The sequence below is a fragment of the Cryobacterium fucosi genome, assembly GCF_004403515.1.
In the GTDB taxonomy this organism is placed as follows: Bacteria; Actinomycetota; Actinomycetes; order Actinomycetales; family Microbacteriaceae; genus Cryobacterium; species Cryobacterium fucosi.
Window position 1 is genome coordinate 128051 of sequence record NZ_SOHH01000087.1, and the last position, 21390, is coordinate 149440.

Consider the following 21390-nt stretch of genomic DNA (forward strand, 5'->3'; position numbering starts at 1 on the left):
CACCTCTCACGGTTGGGCGGATGAGACTGCCGCGACCGCGGCGGGAGCGGGTTTGGTGACCTCCTCGAGCAACTCGAGCAGGTGACGGTACTCCTTGCCGGTTGCCCGGGTCAGCCCGAGCTCGCAGGTGCGGTTGCAGGATGCGAACGCCGTGGCGCCCATCGCGGCGACATCGGCTGCCTGTGCGCGGGTGGCGGATTCCGTGAGCTCCGGGTGCAGCATCCCTCGGTCTCCCGCGAAGCCGCAGCAGCCCCAGTTCTCCGGCACGCTGACCGTCTCGGCGATGCCTCCGGCCAGAGCCTGGAGCGAGTCGTTGATGCCCAGCCGGGTGGACGAACAGGTCGGGTGCAGCGCGAGGGACTCGATCTTCCGGTACTCCGGAAGGCCGGGGAGGATGCGCTCGGCCGCGAACTCGACGGCGTCGATCACCCGCAGCGGATGTGGGCTCGGGTCGGCTGCGATGGTCTGCCGCAGCCCCTCCGTGCAGGACGACGCGTCGCAGACGATGACGAGGTCGCCGCCCCGGGTGGCCGTATGGAGGGCCGCGAGGGTCTTGGACCGCATGGTCGCCTCGCCGGCCTGCATCCCCTTGGAGGACCACGGCGTGCCGCAGCAGAGCCCGTCGATGCCCGGCGGGACGAGCAGGGTGATCCCGGCCCGGTCGCACAGCTGCTCGAAGCTGACCTGCACCCCGGGAGTCCCCTCCGTTGCCGGACCGAACATGGTCTGCACGCAGGCGGGAAAGTAGACGGCCTCCGGAGCGAGGCTCGGTTCCGGGCGGGTGCGGGAGCCGCCGCCGCCGGGCAGTTCGCCGGAGTAGAGCGGGAGCGTATCAGCGCCGAGCACCACCCGGCCGAGCACGTTGGGAACCGTCACCACGGGGGTCGGGACCTTCCGCACCACGGTGAGCGCCAGCCCGGCGCCACGGGTGACGGCCCCCCAGTTGCCGGCGGCGAGGTTCCAGACGCCGTTCGCGAGCCAGCCGGCCGCGCCGCGCCGCAGCTGCTTCATCATGGTGCCGGTATTGATGTTGACCGGGCACGCGGTCTGGCACATGCCGTCCACCGCACAGGTCTCGACGCCCTCGTAGGCGTAGTCCTTTTCGATCTCCGCGGCCAGGGCCAGGTCGCCGTCCCGCCGGGCCTGCTCGATCGCGCGCAGGGTGACGATGCGCTGCCGCGGGGTCAGGGTGAGGTCCCGGCTCGGGCAGACCGGTTCGCAGTAGCCGCAGGACACGCAGGCGTCGACGACCTCCGCCACCGGCGGCACCAGCTTGATGTCGCGCAGGTGCACCTCGGGGTCGTCGTTGATGAGCACCCCGGGATTGAGCATCCCGGCGGGGTCGAACAGCACCTTGAGCGACCGCATGACGTCGTAGAGTTCGTCGCCGTACTGGCGTCGCACGTAGGGGGCCATCACCCGGCCGGTGCCGTGTTCGGCCTTGAGCGAGCCGCCCTCGCCGAGCACCAGGTCGACCATGTCCTCGGTGAAGGCGCTGTAGCGTTCCAGTTCGGTCTTGCCGGTGAAGCCGTCGGTGAGCATGAAGTGGATGTTGCCGTCTTTGGCGTGACCGAAGATGACGCTGTTCCGGTACTGGTACCTGTCGAACAGGCGGATCAGCTCGACGCAGGTGCGTCCCAGCGCGTCGACCGGCACGACGACATCCTCGAGCAGGGCGGTGGTGCCCTGCGGGCGGGCGCCGGCGACGGAGGCGTAGAGTCCCTTCCGCAGGTGCCAGAGCTGGGCCCGGGCGGCGGAGTCGGCGGTGAACTCGACCGGGGCGCTCAGCCCGAGACCGGGCAGGATCCCGGTTCCGGCGTGCTGAAGCTCCTCCAGACGTTCCAGACTTTCGGTCTGGTATTCCATCAGCAGCGCGGCGTGGTTCTCGACCTGCAGGTCCCGCACCACCGGCGGAACGTCGTCCAGACCCTGGCCGACCTTGAGGGAGAGGGCGTCCATCAGTTCCAGGGTGGCGGCGCCCGTTGCCACCAGGGCGGGCAGGGCCGCGTTCGCGGCCTCCAGGTCGGGGAAGACCAGCAGACCCGTCGAGGTGTGGGTCGGTCGTGCGATGGTGCGGAAGACCGCCTCCGCCACGAACCCGAGGGTGCCCTCGCTGCCGACGATCAGGTGGGCAAGGATGTCCACGGGCCGGTCGAAATCGAGCAGGGAGTTCAGGCCGTAGCCCATGGTGTTCTTCATCGAGAACTGGTGCCGGATGGTCGCCACGGAGGCCGGGTTGCCCTTGACCCTTTTCGCCAGGCGCAGCAGACCGTCGTGCAACGCCGGTTCGAGGGCGCGAAGGCGCGCGTCGGCATCCGTCGCCCCGGTATCGATGACGGTGCCGCTGGGCAGCACGACCGTGACCGAGTCCAGGGTCTGGTAGGCGTTGTCGACGGTGCCGCAGGCCATTCCGGAGGAGTTGTTGGCCACGACTCCGCCGATGGTGCAGGCGGACTCGCTGGCCGGATCGGGGCCGAACTTGCGGCCGTACTTCGCCAGCCGGGCGTTCAGCGCCCGCACCGTGACCCCCGGCTGCACCCGCACCCGGGCGCCGCCGTCCAGCACCTCGACGGCCTTGAAGTTGCGGCGCACGTCGACGAGGACACCGTCGGTGAGGGCCTGGCCGCTGAGGCTGGTGCCCCCGGAGCGGAGGGTGAGCGGCACGCCCTGCGCCGCGCTGGCACGCAGCAGCCGGCCGACCTCGTCCGCGTTCCCGGCCACGACGACCACGCGGGGCACCAACAGGAAGTGCGAGGCGTCGTGGGCGTTGGCGTGCAGGTCGATGGCACGGGTCTTGACCTGGGCCGGATCGGACACCGCGGCGCGCAGGGCGACCAGCATCCTGTCGGCTGTCGGGGCCTCGCGCCGCGCTGCGGCGGTGTCGGCGCGGCCGCCGAGTTCCACTACGGAACCATCCAGCCGAGGACCGGGGTGGACTGCAGCACGATCAGGACGGTGATCAGCACGAGCAGACCCAGGCTCCAGCCGATGAGCTTGCGGAACAGCGTGCTCTCCGCGCCCTCCAGCCCGACAGCGGCGGCGGCCACGGCCAGGTTCTGCAGCGAGAGCATCTTGCCCAGCACGCCGGCCGAGGAGTTGGACGCGGCCATCAGCACCGGCGAGAGGCCGGTGGAGTTGGCGGCCGTGACCTGCAGCTGTCCGAAGAGCGCGTTGGAGGACGTGTCGGAGCCGGTCAGGGCCACTCCGATCCAGCCGATCAGGGGGGAGATGACCGCGAAGAACGCACCGGTGGACGCGAGGAAGGCACCGAGCGAGGCGGTCTGGCCGGACAGGGTCATCACGAAGGAGAGTGCCAGCACGGCCGTGACGGTCACGATGGTCCAGCGCAGTTGCACGACGGTGTCCCAGTAGACCTTGAGGCCCTGGCGGAACGAGACCTTGTAGAGTGCCATCGTGATCAGGCCGGAGAAGAACAGCAGGGTTCCGGTGGCCTTGAGGTGGTCGAGCTTGAACGTCGCGGCCGGCACCGGGTCGCCGGCCGCGTTGACCACGTCAAGTCCCGGCCAGGCGAACGTGACGCTGCCGACGACGGCGAGCCAGGCCTTGACGGCCGGGATCTGCGCGATCGAGAAGATGACCATGATGATCAGGTAGGGCGCGATCGCCGTCCACACCTGGCGGGGTGACGGGCGGGTATTGTCGGTCAGGTTGGGGCTTCCGCCGGAGCGGCGAGCGGTCTTGATCGCCGTGGTGGCGGTGCTGCGCAGGTCGTCCACCGGGCGGCCCTGGCCGAGTGGGGCCTGGTGCTCGCTCTCGGCTCCACCGGTCAGGTCGACGTCGTCGTTCAGCCCCATCGATTCGGCCTGCCGCCAGAAACGGAGCATGACCAGGACGACGGCCACGGTCGCGACCGCTGCCACGACATCCGTCAGTTCGACCGCGAAAAAGTTGGCGGTGACGAACTGGGCCAGTCCGAAGACCACGCCGGCCACCACGGCCACCGGCCAGGTCTGCTTCAGGCCGCGCTTGCCGTCGACGATGAAGACGAGGATCAGCGGCACGAGCAGGGCGATGAACGGGGTCTGGCGCCCGGCCATCGAGGCCAGGTCCTGGATCGGCAGCCCGGTGACGCCGTTCAGGGCGATGATCGGTGCCGCCATCGCGCCGAACGCCACCGGGGCCGTGTTGGCCAGCAGGGAGACCATGGCGGACTTGAGCGGCTTCATCCCGGCGGCCATCAGCATGGCGGCGGAGATGGCGACCGGGGCGCCGAAGCCGGCGAGGGACTCCAGCAGCGCTCCGAAGCAGAACGCGATCAGGATCGCCAGGATCCGCAGGTCGTTGGAGATCGAACGGATCGTGCGACCGAGAACCTCGAACCAGGGGGTGGCCACCGTCAGCTTGTAGATCCAGAGGGCATTGACCAGGATCCAGAGAATCGGGAAGAGACCGTAGAAAGCGCCGGCCGCCGTGGCGCTGAGCGCTTGGCCGACGGGCATCTGCCAGCCGACAACGGACAGCACGATCGAGAGCAGCAGGCTGGCCAGGGCGGCCTTGTACGCCTTGACCCTGAATATGCCGAGCAGGACGAAAAGAAGGATGAGGGGCAATGCCGCGCAGATCGCAGACAAGAGGAGGGACCCGAGAATCGGGTCGGTGATCTGTTGAAAGATGAGGTCTCCACACTGAGGTCACGGTCACATCGTTGTGACACCTTGACGATTGTCTAGCAAGTATTCACGTAAGTCAACAAGCTGACGTGTTAATCTCTGCCAAGATGTTGGACTACGAGGGAAAGGTGGTCTCTGTGGCAGTCCGTGTATCGGCAACCTCAATCGTGGACGCCGTCGCCAACGACCTGCGCGCCCGGATTCTTCAGGGTGGGCTCTCGACGAAGATTTCCCTGACGGAGACCGAGACGGCCACAACCTACGACGTCGCGCGCCCTACCGCGAAGGCGGCGATCGAGAAGCTGGTGGCCGAGGGGCTCCTGGTGCGGGGAGCACACAAGACCGCCCGCGTCGCAGAGCTCGGACCGGATTCGGTCCGGGACATCTATCTCGCCCGTGCCTATCTCGAGAGCGAGGTCCTGCGCCGGCTGGCGTCGGTCCGTGCCGTCCCCGCGGGGGCCGTGCGGGCGAACCTGGACATCGCGGCCGTGTCGGGCGGATCGGCGATGGACGTCGTCGAGCCCGACATGCGCTTCCATACCTGCCTCATTGACGCGGTCGGCAGCGAGAGGATCAGTAAGATCTACCGCTCATTGGTCGGCGAGGTGCGCCTCTGCATGACCCGGGTGCAGTCGCTGAACCTGCTGGACACCGGACTCATTCAGGCCGAGCACCAACGCATTCTGGAGTTGCTCGCCGACGGCGACGGGCAGGCCGCCGCACTGCTGCTGGACGAGCATCTGGGGCGGGCACGCGAACGGCTGGTGGAGGCCATTGGCGGCACGGCCGGCCCGGAGGCCCGACTGCCTTCGAGCCTGATTCCGCTCTGACACAGCTTCCGGCAGCATACAGCAGCACAATCCTGACGCACACCCGGACCACGGAGGGCACAATGGGTCATTTCCTCACATCTTCCACGAGTTCCGCGCTGGCGCTGCTGGCCGAGTACGTCGCCCGCGACGGCGCGCCGCCGCTCGAACGCGTGCGTGCCATCCGTCGCCTGGTCCATGAGCTCGAGGCGGACCCGGCCACTCTGGCCGGCGTGCGGGACGCGCTCGCCCAGGGTGCCGGCTGGGACGAAATCGCTGACGCCGCAGGGTTGAAGCCGGCCGCGGCCCGGTGGCGCTGGAGCGGTACCGACGACGAGATCGCGGTCAGGCTGGCGGCCGGCCGCAAGCGGTCCGCACGCCCCAGCGCCGTGCCGACCGACCTGCCCGGGTTGTCTGTTGCGCAGGCTGCGGCGACACTGGGAGTCACGGTGCAGGCCGTCTACCTGCAGGTGAGCCGAGGGAAGCTGGCCAGCCGCACCGTGGAACTGCCGGACGGCCGCTCCTACAAACGGGTCTTCCTTGACGGAGTCCCGACCGACGCCTCGACGGAATCGCCCACCCGACCTCACACCGAAGATGGAGCACAAGATGACTGACCTGCCCACGAATCAGGACGACCGAACCGCCGTGATGCCCGCCTTCGCCGGCGCAGACCCGGCGCCCATGCCGGCGCCCATGCCGACACCCGCGCCGGCCGCCGCCCTGCCCGCCAGCGCACGCTCGAACACCGCCCAGCGCACGGCCCTCGTCGTCCTGGTCGGCATCGGCGCGCTCGTGCTGGCCTTCATCGTGATGCTCCTCGTCGGCGTTTCCAGCGAGAGCACCAACGCCCTCGCCGTGTTCGCCACGCCGATCGCGTCGATGGTCGCCGCCTACTACGGGATCACGCTGAGCATCCAGCAGGTGAAGAACGAACGCGCCGAGAAAGAGAAGGCGATCGCCCGGGCGGATTCCGCGGACGCCGGGAGCCGGGAGACCGAGGTCTGGGCGGCACAGATGGAGTCCGGGCTGCGGGTGGCGATGGCCAAGCTTGCCGCCGCCGGCGTCGGCACCGATGAGGTCACGAAGGCGGCGGGCACGCCAGACGACTACTTCTGACGCCACCCCACGCCCCACGCTCCGCTCTCCACTCTCGCGACCGGGAGGGGAACGGAGAGGTCAGCCGGCGTCGGCGTCGGTCGTGCCGGCCCGGAGTCGCACGATGGTTTCCCAGGCTGCGACCATTGCCAGTACACCGGTGCAGAGGCCCGCGAGGGCCAGCGGCGACACCAGCCCGGCGGTGGCGAACGCCAGCACCAACAGTGCGATCCCGGCCAGGTGGGAAAGCAGCACCTCCCGGGCGACGATCCAGCGGAACAGCTGGAGCCCCACGAGGTAGATGAACGGACCGCCGGCGATGACGACGGCCGTCGACAGGCGCATCGAATCCGTCGGATGCGCGAGGATCTCCTTGTCGGCGACGCTGGTCAGCACGATGCCCGCGATGAGGATCGCGTGGACGTAGGTATAGGCGAGGCGCGCGATCCGGCCCGGCTCCGCCGACGCGGCGATCGTGCGGCTGCCGACTCGCTCGCCGTGGTCGAAATACAGCCACCACATCGCGACACCGCCGGTGAAGGCGAGGATCAGGCCCAGCACGCCGGGAACTGACGCGTCCTGGTCGACGAACGCGAAACCGGTGACCAGGAGGGATTCGCCCAGCGAGATGATCACGAACAGGGCGCTGCGCTCCGCGATGTGGGGGCCGGAAAGGTCCCAATCGTCGAGACCTGACCGGCCGAGGCCCGGCACCCGGAAGCCGATGCTCGCCGAGACGTACTCGACCAGGAGCCCCGCGATCCACAGGGGGAGCCGGAACTCCAGCGGCAGCAGCGCGCCCACGATCCAGCAGACGCCCGCCACCGAGAGCCAGACCAGGATCCGCAGGAAATTCAGATACAGCACCCGGTCGTGGCGCGCGAGCGCCAGCGCCATGAAGACCGTGCGACCCAGTTGCAGCGCCACGTAGGCGATGGCGAAGACGAGGCCGCGGTCGCCGAACGACTCGCCGATCGACACGCTCAGGAGCAGGCCGACGAGCGAGAGCCCGATCACGACCGCGCGCACCGGCAACCGGGCCGGGTCCAGCACATTCGTCACCCAGGTCGTGTGCACCCACACCCACCACAGGGCCAACACCAGGGTCGCGGATTCGAGCGCGCCGACCCATGACTGGTTCTCGTAGAGGTAACGCGACAGCTGGGTGAGGGCGAAGACGAAGACGAGATCGAAGAACAGCTCGACATAGGTGACCCTGTCGGTGCGGGGGTGGTCGGCGGGCCGGGCGAGATTGCGGCGGAGCCCCAGCGCGGGCACGGGCGGATGCGTCGCATCGTTCGGTCGGTGAATCACGACTCCAGTCTGCCCGACCTGCCTGACCGGAGGGTCGGTTGCCGCATCATCGGTTTCTGTGCCATTCTTTACGGAACGAACGGTCAGTAAGTAATACGGCGATCAAAGGTGATGAAGCCATGCCCGAAGCATTCCTCGTTGATGGTGTTCGCACTCCCATCGGCCGATACGGAGGGGCACTGTCCGGCGTACGCCCCGATGACCTCGCGGCCCTCGTGCTGTCCGCAGTGGTGAGCCGGTCCGGCCTCGACCCGTTCCTCATCGACGAAGTGATCATGGGAGCGGCCAACCAGGCCGGCGAAGACAACCGCAACGTCGCCCGGATGGCCGTGCTCCTCGCCGGACTGCCCGACAGCATCCCCGGGATCACGGTCAACCGGCTCTGCGCGTCCGGCCTCTCCGCGGTGCACCTCGCCGCCAGCATGATCAAGGCGGGCGAGGCCGACCTGGTCATCGCCGGCGGCGTGGAGTCGATGACCCGGGCGCCCTGGGTGTTGGCCAAGCCGGAGAAGGCCTGGGCCAAACCGGGCGAGATCGTCGACACGTCGATCGGCTGGCGCTTCACCAACCCGCGGCTCACCGAACGCGACAAGGCCACCTTCACCATGTCGGAGACAGCGGAGGAGGTCGCCGCGATCGACGGCATCAGCAGAACGGATGCCGACGCCTTCGCCCTGCGCTCGCACCGACTGGCCGTCGACGCCAGGCAGAACGGGACCTTCGTCCCCGAGATAGTGCCGGTTCCCACCCGGGCCGGGCTCGTCGACGCGGACGAAGGACCCAGGGCCGACACGACCCTCGAGCGGCTCGCCGACCTGCGCTCGGTCGTGCGCCCGGGCGGAGTCGTCACGGCAGGAAACGCCAGCTCGCTCAACGACGGGGCCTCCGCCATCGTCGTGGCCAGCGAAGCGGCGATCGAACGCCTCGGCCTGACCCCCCGGGCCCGCGTCGCGGGCGGCGCCAGCGCCGGGGTCGCGCCGGAGACGATGGGCCTCGGCCCCGTGCCGGCCACCGAGAAGCTCCTGCGCCGGCTCGGCCTCGGAATCGGAGACCTGGACGCGGTCGAACTCAACGAGGCGTTCGCCACCCAGTCCCTGGCGTGCATCCGCCGCCTCGGCCTCGACCCGGAGATCGTCAACCGCAACGGCGGCGCCATCGCCCTGGGGCACCCGCTCGGTTCCTCCGGGGCGCGCATCCTGGTCACCCTGCTCGGCCGGATGGAACGCGAGGGCGCCAGGCGCGGCCTCGCCACCATGTGCGTCGGCGTCGGACAGGGCTCGGCCCTCGTCGTGGAGAGTGTCTAGATGCCCCGGGAATTCAGCACCCTGCTCGTCGAACGCCGCCCCGACCGGGTGCAGGTGCAGCTGAACCGCCCCGACGTGCGCAACGCGATCGACCAGACGATGGTCGACGAACTGCACCTGCTCTGCGGCGAGCTCGAACGCGGGCCGAGGATCCTGATCCTGTGCGGCACCGCCGGGGTCTTCGCCTCCGGCGCCGACATCGCCCAACTGCGGGAGCGCCGCCGTGAGGACGCCCTCACCGGCATCAACTCGGAGCTGTTCGAGCGGATCGCCAGGCTGCCGCTGCCGGTCATCGCCGCAATCGACGGCTGGGCTCTCGGCGGCGGGGCGGAGCTCGCCTACGCCGCCGACTTCCGGATCGCCTCCGAAACGGCTCGCCTCGGCAACCCGGAGACCTCCCTCGGCATCATCCCCGCAGCCGGGGCGCTCTGGCGACTGGCCGAGCTCGTCGGCGAACCCGTCGCCAAGGAGATCATCCTGGCCGGCCGCATCCTGACCGCCCAGGAGGCACTCGCCGTGCACCTGGTCACCGAGGTGCACCCTGCGGACCGGCTGCTGGCCGCCGCCCACGCCCTCGCGGACCGGATCACTGCGCAGGACCCCCTCGCCACGCAGCTCGCCAAGGAGGTCTTCCACGTGCCGCGCGCCCGGCATCCGCGCGCCGACAACGAGGCTCAGGCCGTCCTCTTCGAATCCGAGGAGAAATTCGCCCGCATGACCGCATTCCTGGAGAGGAAGAAACGATGACGCTCGCCCCAGGCACCATGGACCAGCAGGCCGCCCCTGGGCCCATCACCGTGCCGACGCAGGTCGGCGTGCTCGGCGGCGGACGGATGGGCGCGGGCATCGCCCACGCCTTCCTCGTCGCCGGCGCGCACGTCACCGTCGTCGAGCGCGACGCGGACGCGGCGGCCGCGGCGCGCGAGCGGGTGCTCGGCGCCGTCGACACCGCCCTCCGCCTCGGCGCTATCGAGGGCGAACGGTCCTTCTACGCCGACCGGCTCAGCGTGGCCACGGATGCCTCGGCGTTCGCTTGCGCCGGGCTCGTCGTCGAGGCGGTGCCGGAGGTCGTGGCGCTGAAGACGCAGGCTCTCCGCAGCGTCGAGGCACACCTGGCCCCCGACGCCTGGCTGGCCACGAACACCTCGTCGCTCTCGATCACCGAACTCGCCGGTGTGCTCGAACGCCCGGCCCGGTTCATCGGGCTGCACTTCTTCAACCCGGTCCCGGTCTCGACCCTGATCGAGGTCGTCACCGGGGAGGCCACCAGCCCCGAACTCGTCGACCTGGCCGCCGGCTGGGTCTCCGCCCTCGGCAAGACGCCGATCCTGGTGCGCGACTCGCCCGGCTTCGCCAGCTCCCGGCTCGGCGTCGCGATCGCGCTCGAGGCCATCCGGATGGTCGAAGAGGGCGTCGCCAGCCCCGCCGACATCGACGCGGCCATGGTGCTCGGCTACAGGCATCCGGTCGGCCCGCTCCGCACCACCGACCTGGTCGGACTCGACGTGCGCCTCGGCATCGCCGAGCACCTGCACGGTGCCCTCGGCGAAAGGTTCGCCCCGCCGCAACTGCTGCGCGACCTCGTCGCCCGCGGCGACCTCGGACGCAAGAGCGGCCGTGGATTCTTCGATTGGAAGGACGCATCATGACTCTCCTCAGCACCGGCACGATCGTGCCCAGCTACGTCCTCGACTCCTGGTGGACCCCGGCGGACGGGTCCAGGACCCAGCTCGTGCTGGACGCGAGCACCGGCGAGGAGGTCGCGTCGGTCAGCAGCGAGGGACTCGACCTCGGTGACGTGGTCGAGCACGCCCGCACGGTCGGCCAGGCCTCGCTCGGCCGGCTCACCTTCCACCAGCGCGCCATCCTGCTCAAGCGGCTCGCCCAGTACCTGAGCGGCGTCAAGGAGGAGCTGTACACGCTCTCCGCCCGCACGGGAGCCACCCGGTACGACTCGATGGTCGACATCGACGGCGGCATCGGTGTGCTCTTCACCCTGTCCTCGAAGGGCCGGCGGGAGATGCCCAACAGCCAGGTCTACGTCGACGGCGATGTCGAGGCGCTGTCCAGGGACGGCTCGTTCAGCGGCCAGCACATCTACACCCGCATCCCCGGGGTGGCCTGCCAGATCAACGCGTTCAACTTCCCGGTCTGGGGAATGCTGGAGAAGTTCGCGCCCGCGTTCATCGCCGGGGTGCCCTCGGTCGTCAAGCCTGCCTCACCCACCGGCTACCTCACCGAGGCGGTCGTGCGTCACATCATCGCCTCCGGCATCCTGCCGCCCGGCACACTGCAGCTCGTCTCCGGCAGCGCCCGCGACCTGATCGACCACCTCGACTACCGGGACCTCGTCGCCTTCACCGGCTCGGCCGGCACCGCCCGCGTTCTCAAGGCGCACCCGAACGTGGTCGAGGGCGGGGTGCGCTTCACCAGCGAGACCGACTCCCTCAACGCGGCGATCCTGGGCCCGGACGCCACGAAGGGCACCGCCGAGTTCGATGCCTACGTCGCCTCCGCCGTCACCGAGATGACCAGCAAGGCCGGCCAGAAGTGCACGAGCATCCGCCGGCTGATCGTGCCGGCCGGGCGCCTGGACGAGATCGTCGCGGCCGTGGCCGAGCGGGTGGAGCGCCGGGTCAGGGTCGGCGACCCGCGCGCCGACGGCGTCACCATGGGTCCCCTGGCCAGCCTGGACCAGCGCCGGGAGGTGCTCTCGAGTGTCGCCCGGCTGGTCGAGGGCGGCGGCCGGATCGTGATGGGGTCGACGGATGCCCCGGCCGGCGCCGACCCCAACGGTGCGTTCGTGGGGCCGCTGCTCCTGGCCTTCGACGATGCCGACAGCCCTGCCGTGCACGAGATCGAGGCGTTCGGTCCGGTCGCGTCGATCATCGAGTACACCGACCTTGACCACGCCGTCTCCCTGGCCGCCCTGGGCGGCGGTTCGCTGGTGGCGACGGTCGCCACCCACGACCCGAACGTCGCCCGGGCTCTGGTACTCGGGATCGCCGCCCACCACGGTCGGGTCCTGATGCTGGACCGCGTCGACGCGCGCAGCAGCACCGGCCACGGCGCGCCCGTGCCGCACCTGGTGCACGGCGGGCCGGGCCGGGCCGGCGGCAGCGAGGAGCTGGGCGGCATCCGCTCTGTGCTGCACCACATGCAGCGCACGGCCATCCAGGGTTCGCCCGACATGCTCACCGCGATCACCGGCCAGTGGCACACCGGCGCCGTCGTGCAGCACGGGATCCACCCGTTCCGCAAGTCCCTCGCCGTCCTCCGGGTGGGCGACCAGGTGCAGGGCGGGCCGCGCACCGTGAGCCTCGCGGACATCACCGCGTTCGCCGAGGCCACCGGTGACCGGTTCTACGCGCACACCGACGCCGAGGCGGCCGCGGCGAACCCGTTCTTCCCCGGGATCGTCGCCCACGGCTACCTGCTCGTCTCGTGGGCGGCCGGGCTGTTCGTGGATGCGGCGCCGGGGCCCGTGCTCGCGAACTCCGGGCTGGAACGGCTCCGGTTCGTCACCCCGGTGTCGCCGGGCGACAGCATCCGGGTCACCCTCACCGCCAAACGGATCACTCCCCGCGAAACGGAGGACTACGGCGAGGTCTGCTGGGACGCCGTGCTGCACAACCAGAACGACGAGGTCGTGGCCAGCTACGACGTGCTCACCCTGGTCAGCAAGAACTAGGGGTGGTCGCCTCCGGCCCGCCGGGGGTGTGAGCCGTAGTCCGGCGGGGCGTGATCATGCGGCTGGCCCCGCCTGCCCCGACGTGAGCTGGCGCCTGCCTCCGTGCGGGATGCCCGAGCCCCGGTCGAATTCGACGGAGATTTTGGTCCAAAGCCACCAGGAAACGCGATATTGGGCCTCAAACCGGAAAAAGTCCGTCGAATTCGACTGCCCGGGCTCCGGGCTCCGGGCTCCTGGCTCCTGGAACTCAGAGGTCGGCGAGCAGGGAAACGGGGGATTCGATGCAGCGTGCGACGAAGGTGAGGAACCCCGCGGCGGTGTCGCCGTCGCAGACGCGGTGGTCGAAGACCATGGAGAGTTCGACGACGGTGCGCACCGCGAGCTTGTGGTCGACCACCCACGGGCGTTCGATCATCCGGCCGATGCCGAGGATGGCGGCCTCCGGGTGGTTGATGATCGCCGCTGACCCGTCCACGCCGAGGGAGCCGAAGTTGTTGAGGGTGAATGTTCCGCCGGCCAGGGCGCCGGGGGAGAACGCCCCGTCGCCGGCCTGCGCGACCAGGCCGGCGATCGCATCCCGCAGCTGCCGGGTGGTCAGGGCGTGGGCGCCGTGCACGACCGGGACCATCAGGCCCCGCGCCGTCTGCGCGGCGATGCCGAGGTTGATGTCCCCGCGCACCAGGATCTCCTGGCTGGCGGTGTCGACCGAGGCGTTGAGGAGCGGGTAGCGGCGCAGCCCTGCGACGACGAAGCGGGCGATCAGCGCGGTGACGCTGAATCGTTCGCCGGTGGCCGCGAGGAGCCGGTCGCGGGCGGTGAACAGCTCGGTGGCGTCGACGTCGAGCCAGATCGTGGCCTCGGGGATCTCCCGCCGTGACCGGGCCAGCCGTTCCGCCACCACCTTGCGGAGCCCCGTGATCGGAATGCGGGTGTCCCCGGTGGCGGGCGCTCGCACCTCGGCAGCGGGCGCGGCACCGGGAGCGGCGGCCTGTGGCGGTGCCAGGGTGGCCGGGGCCGGGGCCGGGGCGTGGTGCTGTGCCTCTGCCGGCGGCTGCGCCGGGATCGGGGTCCGTGCCGTAGCCTCGGTCATTTCCTGGGCGTGGATCCGGGCCTCGACGTCGCGGCGCAGGACCAGGTCGTTCGGGCCGCTGCCGCGCAGCGTGCTCGCGTCGAATCCGTTCTCGCGGGCGAGCCGTCGCACGATCGGGGAGACGACCGGCGACGGGCGACCCGGGACGGCGGGGCCGGCCACCGTTGCGACCGCCGTTGCGACCGCCGGGGCGGCCCGCGGGGGAGCGGGCTGGTCGCCCCTGGTCCCGAATCGCGCCGCCGCCGGTCGCCGGACCGGCCGGGTATTCTCACTCGTGCCGTAGCCGACGAGCACGGCACCGGATGCCCCGCTCGGCTCGGCGGTCGGGCCGGCCGGCACAGTTTCCGGCGCGGGCTCGACCGAGGCCGACGCCGACGCCGACGCCGACGGTGCCGGCGCGGACCCCGTGGCAGGCGTCGCGGCATCCGTCACGCTCAGCAGCACCTGGCCGGAATGGATGACCTGGCCGGCCTCGCCGAAGAGCGCCTCGACAACCCCGCCGAACGGGGAAGGCAATTCCACGATCGACTTGGCGGATTCGACCTCGACCACGGGCTGGTCGATCGCGATGGTGTCGCCGACGCTGACCAGCCAGGACACGATCTCCGCCTCGGTCAGACCCTCGCCGAGGTCGGGAAGGATGAAGTCGTGCGTCATCATGACCACTCCCAGGTGCCGAGCGCGGCGAGGATCCGGTCGGGGGTCGGCAGGAAGTACTCCTCGAGCTTGGGCGACGGGTAGGGGATGTCGAAACCGGTGATCCGCAGGATGGGCGCGGCGAGGTGGAAGAAGTTGCGTTCGGTGAGTCGGGCCGCAACCTCCGCGCCGTACCCGCCGAACTGCGCGGCCTCGTGCACGACGGCGGCCCTGCTCGTCTTGCGCAGCGACGCGCCGACGGTGGCGTCGTCGAACGGCGCCAGGCTGCGCAGGTCGATGACCTCGATCGACAGCCCCTCCGCCGTCGCCAGTTCAGCGGTGGCCAGGGCGGTCTTCACCGTGGGGCCGTAGGCGATCAGCGTGACATCGGTGCCCTCTCGGAGCACCACGGCTGTGTTCATCGGCGCGGTCTGCACGGGCAGGCTCAGCGCCTCCTTCACCCAATACCGGCTCTTGGGTTCCATGAAGATCACCGGGTCGTCGCTCGCGATGGCCTCGCGCAGCATCGAATACGCGTCGGCGGGGTTGGACGGCGACACGACCGTCAGGCCGGGGGTGGCGGTCCAATAGGCCTCGGACGAGTCGGAGTGGTGTTCCACCCCGCCGATGTCGCCGGCGTAAGGGATGCGGATGACGATGGGGAGGGAGATCCGACCCCGGGTGCGATTGCGCATTTTGGCCAGGTGCGACACGATCTGTTCGAACGCCGGGTAACTGAACGCGTCGAACTGCATCTCCACCACCGGGCGCAGCCCGTAGATGGCCATGCCGATCGCGGTGCCGACGATGCCGGACTCGGCCAGCGGCGAATCGCTCACCCGGGTCTCGCCGAACTCGGCGTAGAGCCCGTCGGTGACCCGGAAGACGCCGCCGAGGGGGCCGACGTCCTCCCCGAACAAGACGACGGTCGGGTCGTCGCGCATCGAGTCCTGGATGGCCGCGTTGAGCGCGGCGGCCATGGTGAGGGTGACCGGCGGGCGGGCGCCGGCGGGCGGGGCCGTGCTCTGCAGCGTCATGCGTGGGCTCCTGACGGGGTGGAAACAGACGGGGTGATGGGAGCCGGTTGCGCGGCGAGCGCGGCGTGTTCGGCGAGCGCGGCGTGTTCGGCCAGTTCGGCGGCCAGGAACGCGCGCTGCTCGGAGAGCGCGGTTCGTGGGGCAGCGTAGACGTGGTCGAACAGTTCGAGCGGGTCCACCTGCACGGGCAGCGTCATGCATTCCCGGGTCGCCGTCGCAAGGTCCTCAGCCTCATCACGGATGCCGGCCCGCTCCTGGTCGCTCAGCGCGCCGATCGAGACCAGGTAGATATCCAGGCGTTCGATCGGGTCGCGGCGCCGCCAGACGTCGACGTCGTCGGCCGAACGGTACCGGCTCGGGTCGTCCGAGTTGGTGTGCGCCTCCATCCGGTAGGTCAGACCCTCGACCAGGGTCGGCCCGCCGCCCGCGCGTGCCCGGTCGACGGCCGCGGAGGTGACGGCGTACATCGCGGCGACGTCGTTGCCGTCGACGTAGTAGCCGGGCATGCCGTAGCCGATGGCCTTGTCGGCGATGGTGCGGCAGTGCATCTGCTTGTCGAGAGGCACGCTGATCGCAAACTGGTTGTTCTGCACCACGAACACGACCGGCGCCTGCCAGACCGCGGCGAAGTTGAACGCCTCGTGCGCATCACCCTCGCTCGTGGCGCCGTCGCCGAGCAGGGTGAGCGCGACAGTGCTGTCCCGTTTCAACTTGGACGCCGTGGCCAGGCCGACGGCGTGCAGTGCCTGGGTGGCGAGCGGGGTGGCCTGCGGGGCGATCCGGTGTTCGTACTGGTCGTAGCCGCTGTGCCACTCGCCGCGGAACGAGGCAAGGATGTGTTCTGGCTTCACCCCCCGGGTGAGCAGGGCGATGCTGTCCCGATAGGTCGGGAAGAGCCAGTCGCCCGGGTCGAGCGAGGCGACGGCCGCGATCTCGCAGGCCTCCTGGCCGAGTGCCGACGGGTAGGTGGCCAGACGGCCCTGCCGGGTGAGCGCGGTTACCTGCACGTCGAACCGGCGGGCGATCACCATCTGGCGGTACAGGCCGAGCAGCGTGCCGGGGTCAGGGAGGGTGAAGCCGCCGGCATCGTCCGTCACGGCATGGCCGGTGTCATCGATCAGGCGGAGGGGCTGCGGCGCCGACGCGGTGGACACGACCGGGCTCTCGACATTGAGGCTCATGACGCAATCGTGGGGCATCCGCCGGTCGGCGACGACACCGGGGAGACGGATGTGAACAATTGGCTCGAACCTGCCCGTCGCCGTGCCAAACGTCCGGAGCCTATCGCGGCTTCAGTGCCAGATGTCCGGGGCTTCGGCGGGCGCGTGACCGGCGATTTCCTCGAGGATCAGGTGGGACCGGGTGGAGATGACACCGGGCATGCTGTGGATGTCGCGCAGGATGGCCTGGCTGAGCTGCTCGTGATCTGGCGCGCTCACCGTGAGGATGATGTCGATGTCGCCGCTGACCGCCTGGGCCTTCTCGACGAAGGGCAGCTTGCTGAGCCGGGACGCGATGTCGGTCCAGGAGACGTCGCCGATCTTCACCACGACAAGGGCGGACACGTGCAGGCCGAGGGCGCGCGGATCGATCTGGGCCCCGAACCCGATGATCACCCCGTGGCGCACGAGGTTCTGCACCCGCGTGTGGGCCGCCGTGCGGGAAATGTGCACGAGGGCGGCAACCTGCCGCATCGACAGGCGGGCGTCCCTGCTGAGTTCGGCGACAATCCGTCGGTCGATGGCGTCGAGGCCGGCGGGCGCGGGCGACGGGGAGTGCTCGCTCATACCGGCGGCTGCGTCATGGTGGTCCTCAGGTCGGGAGGCTTCAGACTACCGCCGGCTCCTCCATCGACTGGCGCACCGCGCGCAGGAAGTGGTTCTTCGGCCAGTGCCGAAGCCGCAGCGGCAGCAGCGGGTAGAGCACGCCGATGAACGCCAGGAGGCGGTCGAACCGCCGCTGCGAGCGCGGTGACCAGTCCAGCTGGAACAGTTCCCGCACGAGAGGGGGGAGCAGTCCCACGGTGAGGAGGCGGCCCACGGGCATCAGGAGGCGGAGCCACACCGGACCGGACCGGGGGTACAGGAGCTCCCAGGCCACCGCCCTGGTGGTGGCATCCGTGCGGAGTTCGGCGAGCCTGTCCCGGAAATACATGGCGAACGCCGCGCGATCGACCGGCCACAGTGCGGCCGGCACCTGGAGCGCCGTGCCGAGTACGGCGTAGTCCAGGTAAAGGGCGTCGGCGGTGTCGTCGTCCAGCGGACCGAAGACGAGTTCGCGCATCGTGATCGCCGAGTCGTACAGGGTCGCCGCCACCCAGAGCTGCAGCTCGGGGGTGAACGCGCTGTAGGCCGGGGCTCCGTCGACGGCCTTGCCGACGACCGGGCCGTGAGCGCGATTGACCCTCAGGCTGGCACTCGCCGCCTCGGCGGGGGTGCCGAAGACCACCGCGTAGACGTACGTCAGTGTGCCCCGCAGCCGGTCGAGGGGCCGTGACGCGAAATTGCTGTGGTGCGCGACGCCGTGCCCGATGGCCGGATTCGCGATCTGCAGAAGGATGGACCGCCCGCCGGCCCCGATGAGCACGCCTTCGCCGGCGATGTCCCGCATGCCCAGGTCACGACCTGCCACTGGTTCCTCCCTTGGGTGTCTCCCGTTGTGAATGACGAGTGTAGTGCGCCTTGCGAGGATCGTGGGGCCGGTTCCCGTGCCGGCTCGCGGGGCTAACCTTGACCGATGACTACCGGGCGAGGACGACCAGGCCGATCCCGCGGTGGCGCGGTGCTCGCCGCCGCCGCCGTGGCCGCCGCCGTTGCCGTTTCCCTGCTGATGGGCGGCTGCTCGCCGATCGTGCGGTCCGGGGACGCCGGTGGCCCCTCCCAGGCCTCGCCGGCCCGCACCAGGGTCCCGGTCGACCCGCTCGCTGCCGACGCCCGGCGACGGCTGTCCGCCATGACACTGACCGAGAAGATCTCCAGCCTCCTGATGCTGCACCAGCCGGGAACGGATGCCGCCGCGCTTCGCTCCTTCGCCGCGGGCAACGGCCTCGGCGGACTCATCCTGATGGGTGACAACATGCCGGCCGCACCGGAGGCTCTCGGAGAACTGACCGGGACGCTGAGCGCCGACGCCGCGTTTCCGCTCGTGATCGGGATCGACCAGGAGGGCGGCGAGGTCGATCGGCTCAGGAATGACGACGCGCCGGGGGCCGAGGGTGTGCGCTCCCAGCCCGCGCAGGCGACGGAGGACGCCTTCCGCAGTCGCTCCGCCCTGCTTCAGTCCGCCGGGATCAGCGTCAACTTCGGCATCGTGGCCGACGTCACCGCAGACCCGAACTCGTTCCTCTATGGACGCGTGCTTGGCACGGACCCTGCCGCGGCATCCGTGCGTGTGGCCGCCGCCGTGGCCGGCGAACATGGCCGGGTACTGAGCACGCTCAAGCACTTCCCGGGGCACGGGGCGGCGCAGGGAGACTCGCACCGGAGCATCCCGTCGACCGGGCTGGGTTACCAGGACTGGCTCAGCCGGGTGGCACCCCCGTTCAAGTCCGGCATCGCAGCCGGGGCGCAGGTGGTCATGTTCGGGCACCTGGCCTATCCGGCCGTCGATGCCCGGCCCGCCAGCCTGTCCCCGGCCTGGCACAAGATCCTGCGCGGCACGCTCGGGTTCACCGGCATTTCGATCACCGACGACCTGCTGATGCTTCAGGCCACAAGGCTTCCCGAGTACGCAGACCCGGTCGAGAATGCGATCGCGGCGCTCGTTGCCGGCAACACCATGCTGCTCTACGTCACGCCCGCCGACCCCGCGCAGGTCGGGATCACCATTCCGGCCGTTGTCGCCGGAATCGCGGCGGCCGTCGAATCGGGGCGGATCGAGGAGGCCCAGATCGACGACGCCGCATACCGGCTGCTGGCGTTGCGCCGGGGGCTCGCCGTGCGCTCGGCCCATGGCGAGCCGTGCGGCGTCGACTGCCGCCGGCTGCTCCGATAGTGGGGCAATCGAAGAAAGTCTTTGTTGAGCCGGAATAAACCGGGATCCTATGCGATTGCATGTAATTGACGGCGACAATCTACCGCCCGAGACTCGAGGAGAACCCATGACTGACACCATCACGAACATCCCCGGCTACAAGGCCGGAACCTGGACCATCGACCCGACGCACAGCGAGGTCGGCTTCAGCATCCGCCACCTGATGATCAGCAAGGTCAAGGGTAAGTTCGAGAAGTTCGACGCAACCTTCGTCACCGCCGAGAACCCGCTCGACAGCACCGTCAGCGCCACGGCCGAGGTCGCCTCGATCAACACCAACGAGGCCAACCGCGACGGTCACCTCCGCACCGGCGACTTCTTCGACGCCGAGACTTTCCCCTCCATCAACTTCGTTTCCACCGGTGTGCGTTCCGTCAAGGGCGAATTCCTCGTCGACGGCGACCTCACCATCAAGGGCGTCACCAAGCCGGTCACCTTCGACTTCGAGTTCGGCGGCTTCGGCCTGGACCCCTACGGCAACTACAAGGCCGGCGCGACCGCCAAGACCGAGGTCACCCGTGCGGACTTCGGCCTCGAGTACAACGCGGCCCTCGAGACCGGCGGCGTCCTCCTCGGCGAAAAGGTCACCATCACACTTGAACTGCAGGCTGCGCTGAACCAGGCGTAACCCAGCAGTACCGACAGGGGCTCCGCTACGGTGGGGCCCCTTTGTCGTGCCCGGCCCGGTGGTCGAGCCGCCCCCGGTGGTCGAGTCGTTCCGGTGGTCGAGCTCGTCGAGACCCTGCCCGGTGGTCGAGCTCGTCGAGACCCTGTCCGGTGGTCGAGCCCGTCGAGACCGGTGTGATTTCGGCAGGCTCAATCACCGGTGGTCGAGGCTCCGGTGGTCGAGCTCGTCGAGACCGGGACTACTCGGTCTGCTCGTCGCCGACGTGCTCGTCTGCTTGTTTCGGCCGGTGGGTTTTGCTGTGCAGTGGGAGGGGGGTCTGTTCGGGGTCGTTCGAGGCGGGTGGTTTCAGCCAGTAGTTGTCTCCGTCGCGGGTGATGGTCCAACCCATGTTGTGGAGTAGTAGGTGGTGGGGGTGGCAGAGGCAGATTCCGTCGGCGAGGTTGGTGTGGCCGTGTTCGAGGAGCCAGGTTTTGATGTGGTGGGCTTCGGTCCAGGAGGGGGGTCTGTCGCAGTCGGGCCAGAGGCAGCCGCCGTCGCGGGTGCCCATGGCGGTGCGTTGGGCGGGGGTGAAGAGGCGTTGTTCTCGTCCGATGTCGAGGGGTTGCCCGGTGTTGGTGAAGAGGAGTCCGACGTAGCCGGTGTCGCAGAGTTGTCGTTGGATGGTGGTGAGGGAGATCGGGGCGGGGCTGCCCTCGATGTAGCCGTGCCCGGTCGGCAGGGCCAGGGTCGTCCCGGGTTGGCCGGGTTGGCCGGGTTCGCCGGGTAGGCCGGGTTCGCTGGGTAGGCCGGGTTGGCCGGGTTGGCCGGGTTGGCCGGGTTCGCCGGGCTGGCCGGGCTGGCCGGGTTGATTGGAGGGAGGGGCTGCGGCCGGGCTGACCGCGGGTGCGTCGGGTGCGTCGGGTGCGTCGGGGGCTACGAGGGCTGTGGGCGTTGAGGGGGACGTGTTGGCCGGTGCACCGGGTGCACTGCCGGCACCGGAACCGGCACCGGCACCGGTGCCGGCAGTGGCGCGGGCACCGGTGTCGGTGAGGTCTTTGTGGGTGACGATGATGCGCACGGCGGGGCGGCGGCCGCCGAGCATTTGTCCGGGGTCGACTTCGCCGGCGATTTTGAGTAGTTG

The 21390-nt window shown here is 69.9% G+C and carries 17 protein-coding genes and 1 pseudogene; 9 read left to right on the forward strand and 9 right to left on the reverse strand.

The window, feature by feature from the left end; genetic code table 11:
• Window positions 1-6: 6 nt before the first annotated feature.
• Both E3T48_RS13025 and E3T48_RS13030 read right to left on the reverse strand, forming a co-directional pair.
• A complete protein-coding gene (locus E3T48_RS13025) occupies window positions 7-2841 on the reverse strand; it encodes an FAD-binding and (Fe-S)-binding domain-containing protein (protein WP_134524487.1) in 2835 nt (944 codons plus the stop codon).
• Between the two features lie 62 nt (window positions 2842-2903).
• Window positions 2904-4634, reverse strand: a complete 1731-nt coding sequence (locus tag E3T48_RS13030; protein WP_134524466.1) for an L-lactate permease — start codon at window positions 4632-4634, stop codon at window positions 2904-2906.
• Window positions 4635-4738: 104 nt separating this feature from the next.
• On the opposite strand from E3T48_RS13030, the gene E3T48_RS13035 reads away from it, so the two are divergent.
• The 3 genes from E3T48_RS13035 to E3T48_RS13050 all read left to right on the forward strand — a co-directional run bounded on the left by E3T48_RS13035 (window position 4739) and on the right by E3T48_RS13050 (window position 6559).
• The gene (locus E3T48_RS13035) at window positions 4739-5461 is read left to right on the forward strand and encodes a GntR family transcriptional regulator (protein WP_241986810.1); all 723 of its coding nucleotides are present in this window, start codon (window positions 4739-4741) and stop codon (window positions 5459-5461) included.
• 62 nt (window positions 5462-5523) lie between these two features.
• Window positions 5524-6057, forward strand: coding sequence for a hypothetical protein (locus E3T48_RS13040; RefSeq protein WP_134524467.1), 534 nt, complete (start codon window positions 5524-5526; stop codon window positions 6055-6057).
• Window positions 6050-6559: a hypothetical protein gene (locus tag E3T48_RS13050; RefSeq protein ID WP_166789733.1), complete on the forward strand. Its 510-nt coding sequence runs from the start codon at window positions 6050-6052 to the stop codon at window positions 6557-6559. The genes E3T48_RS13040 and E3T48_RS13050 overlap by 8 nt, the downstream gene beginning before the upstream one ends.
• Before the next feature lie 60 nt (window positions 6560-6619).
• On the opposite strand, the gene E3T48_RS13055 is transcribed toward E3T48_RS13050, so the two are convergent.
• Window positions 6620-7852: a low temperature requirement protein A gene (locus E3T48_RS13055; protein ID WP_198417672.1), complete on the reverse strand. Its 1233-nt coding sequence runs from the start codon at window positions 7850-7852 to the stop codon at window positions 6620-6622.
• A gap of 119 nt (window positions 7853-7971) precedes the next feature.
• Between E3T48_RS13055 and E3T48_RS13060 the strand changes: the two genes are divergently transcribed.
• From E3T48_RS13060 to paaZ, 4 genes are read left to right on the forward strand one after another with little or no spacing between them, the layout of a single operon-like run.
• Window positions 7972-9156 carry a thiolase family protein gene (locus E3T48_RS13060; RefSeq protein WP_134524470.1) on the forward strand — a complete coding sequence of 395 codons (1185 nt, stop codon included), beginning with the start codon at window positions 7972-7974 and terminating at the stop codon, window positions 9154-9156.
• Window positions 9157-9903, forward strand: a complete 747-nt coding sequence (locus tag E3T48_RS13065) for an enoyl-CoA hydratase/isomerase family protein (protein WP_134524471.1) — start codon at window positions 9157-9159, stop codon at window positions 9901-9903.
• Complete coding sequence (locus tag E3T48_RS13070; protein ID WP_166789734.1) at window positions 9900-10805, forward strand: 3-hydroxyacyl-CoA dehydrogenase family protein; 906 nt, start codon at window positions 9900-9902, stop codon at window positions 10803-10805. The genes E3T48_RS13065 and E3T48_RS13070 overlap by 4 nt, the downstream gene beginning before the upstream one ends.
• A complete protein-coding gene (gene paaZ / locus E3T48_RS13075) occupies window positions 10802-12847 on the forward strand; it encodes a phenylacetic acid degradation bifunctional protein PaaZ (RefSeq protein WP_134524472.1) in 2046 nt (681 codons plus the stop codon). The genes E3T48_RS13070 and paaZ overlap by 4 nt, the downstream gene beginning before the upstream one ends.
• 247 nt (window positions 12848-13094) lie before the next feature.
• Here paaZ and E3T48_RS13080 read toward each other — a convergent pair whose 3' ends face one another.
• From E3T48_RS13080 to E3T48_RS13100, 5 genes are all read right to left on the reverse strand, one after another.
• Window positions 13095-14597, reverse strand: a complete 1503-nt coding sequence (locus tag E3T48_RS13080) for a dihydrolipoamide acetyltransferase family protein (protein ID WP_134524473.1) — start codon at window positions 14595-14597, stop codon at window positions 13095-13097.
• Window positions 14594-15610, reverse strand: a complete 1017-nt coding sequence (locus E3T48_RS13085) for an alpha-ketoacid dehydrogenase subunit beta (RefSeq protein ID WP_134524474.1) — start codon at window positions 15608-15610, stop codon at window positions 14594-14596. The genes E3T48_RS13080 and E3T48_RS13085 overlap by 4 nt, the downstream gene beginning before the upstream one ends.
• Window positions 15607-16791: a pyruvate dehydrogenase (acetyl-transferring) E1 component subunit alpha gene (gene pdhA / locus E3T48_RS13090; RefSeq protein WP_134524475.1), complete on the reverse strand. Its 1185-nt coding sequence runs from the start codon at window positions 16789-16791 to the stop codon at window positions 15607-15609. The genes E3T48_RS13085 and pdhA overlap by 4 nt, the downstream gene beginning before the upstream one ends.
• Window positions 16792-16902: 111 nt before the next feature.
• Window positions 16903-17397 carry an Lrp/AsnC family transcriptional regulator gene (locus E3T48_RS13095; protein ID WP_134524476.1) on the reverse strand — a complete coding sequence of 165 codons (495 nt, stop codon included), beginning with the start codon at window positions 17395-17397 and terminating at the stop codon, window positions 16903-16905.
• Window positions 17398-17437: 40 nt separating this feature from the next.
• Window positions 17438-18241 (reverse strand): oxygenase MpaB family protein, encoded by an 804-nt coding sequence (locus tag E3T48_RS13100; protein WP_338145240.1) that lies wholly within the window; start codon window positions 18239-18241, stop codon window positions 17438-17440.
• Window positions 18242-18346: 105 nt separating this feature from the next.
• On the opposite strand from E3T48_RS13100, the gene E3T48_RS13105 reads away from it, so the two are divergent.
• A complete protein-coding gene (locus E3T48_RS13105) occupies window positions 18347-19603 on the forward strand; it encodes a glycoside hydrolase family 3 N-terminal domain-containing protein (protein WP_134524477.1) in 1257 nt (418 codons plus the stop codon).
• 106 nt (window positions 19604-19709) lie between these two features.
• Complete coding sequence (locus E3T48_RS13110) at window positions 19710-20270, forward strand: YceI family protein (RefSeq protein WP_134524478.1); 561 nt, start codon at window positions 19710-19712, stop codon at window positions 20268-20270.
• A 238-nt stretch (window positions 20271-20508) separates the two neighbouring features.
• Here E3T48_RS13110 and E3T48_RS17320 read toward each other — a convergent pair.
• A pseudogene (locus tag E3T48_RS17320) lies at window positions 20509-21390 on the reverse strand (hypothetical protein); the annotation flags it as partial.